The organism is Streptomyces adelaidensis (genome assembly GCF_016598475.1).
Lineage (GTDB): Bacteria > Actinomycetota > Actinomycetes > Streptomycetales > Streptomycetaceae > Streptomyces > Streptomyces adelaidensis.
In genome coordinates, this window is sequence record NZ_JAEMUX010000226.1 from 1 (window position 1) to 1,533 (window position 1,533).

Sequence of the window (1,533 nt, forward strand, 5' to 3'; positions counted from 1 at the left end):
CAACACCGTTGCGTTTGGCCGCTGAGCTGTACGTCAAGCCCTGTTGGACAGCGCAACGGGACCACCTGATAGATCAACGATCGGCGAAGAAAGTCGATCAAGGTCAGGGGTCCCGTTGCAGGAGAAGTCTGTCATCACGTCCACGATCGAGACGGCCGGGGGTGTGTTCGCGCCGGGTCATCTGGGGGAGTTGACCCAGATCGTGGACTTCGCGCTGGTGGACGCGGTGCTGGAGGAGACTGGTCGGCGTGAAAAGCGCCTGCGGCTGCTTCCTTCGCGGGTGGTGGTGTACTTCGTGCTCGCTCTCGCGCTGTTCGAACACCGCTCGTACCGCACGGTGTGGTCCAAGCTGACCGCCGCCCTTACCCCGCTGGCCCTGGTGCGTCCCGCGGTCTCCTCGCTGACGCGGGCCAGGCGCAGAGTGGGGGCTGCACCTCTGCGGCGTCTGTTCGAGACGCTTGCCGGGCCCGTCGCCCGCGCCGGGCAGGCCGGGTCCTTCTACCGGGGCCTGCGCACGGTGGCTGTCGACGGGACCCTGCTGCACACCCCCGACGACGAGACGCTCACCTGGCACTACCCCAAGCGGGCCGGGGAGAGTCTGGAGTTCGGCTATCCGCTCCTGCGGCTGCTGGCCCTGGTCGAGTGCGGCACCCGCGCCCTCATAGCCGCCGCCTTCGGACCGGAGTCCGAGGGTGAACTCCCCTATGCCAAGCGGCTTCTGACCGCCCTGGACAAGACGATGCTCCTGCTGGCCGACACGGCCTTCGACGGCAACGAGTTCCTTGATGCCGTCCATCACAGCGGGGCCCGGTTCCTGGTGCGCTCCGGGGCCCGCCGCGTCCCCACCCCCGCCGAGCACCTGGGCGACGGCTCCTACATCGCCCGCATCGGCTACGGCGTCCTGCGGGTACTGCTGCCGGTGCGCGTGATCGAGGCGACCCTCACCGTCACTTTGGCCGATGGCACCGTCCGCACCGAGCAGTGGCGGCTGATCACCAATCTGCTGGACCCCGTCCGTTTCCCGGCCGCCGAGCTCGTTGATCTCTATCACCGCAGGTGGCAAGCAGAAACCACATACTTTTCGATCAAGGCCACGATGCTCGACGGCCGCGTCCTGCGCTCCCGCAGCATCGATGGCCTCGACCAGGAGGTCTACGCCCTGCTCACCGCCTACCAGGCTCTGATCCGCGCCGGCGACGACGCCCTGACCGGACGGCCGGAAGTACCCATGGAGCGGATCAGTTTCACCGTCCTGCTGGCCGCCGCAACCGACACCGTCACCGCCGGCCATGGAATCTTCCCCGGCACCCTCATCGACCTGGTCGGCACGATCGGCCACGCCGCTCTGAGCGACCTCCTGCCCGCCCACCGACGGCAACGGGTAAAGGCCCGCACCCGCAAGAACCCCACCAGTAAGTACGGCCCGAACGCCGGACAACACCCCCAGAAGGCCCAGAACTACACCGTCCACACCACCGTCGAATTCTTCACCCACGGCCTCAATAGCCGCTCACGGCGCTAACGCAACGGTGT

1 protein-coding gene is annotated in these 1,533 nt (G+C 67.4%); it reads left to right on the forward strand.

From position 1 onward, the window contains the following. The first annotated feature begins 115 nt into the window (after positions 1-115). Positions 116-1,522 (forward strand): IS4 family transposase, encoded by a 1,407-nt coding sequence (locus tag I8N67_RS41460; RefSeq protein ID WP_200309500.1) that lies wholly within the window; start codon positions 116-118, stop codon positions 1,520-1,522. The last annotated feature ends 11 nt before the right edge of the window (positions 1,523-1,533 follow it).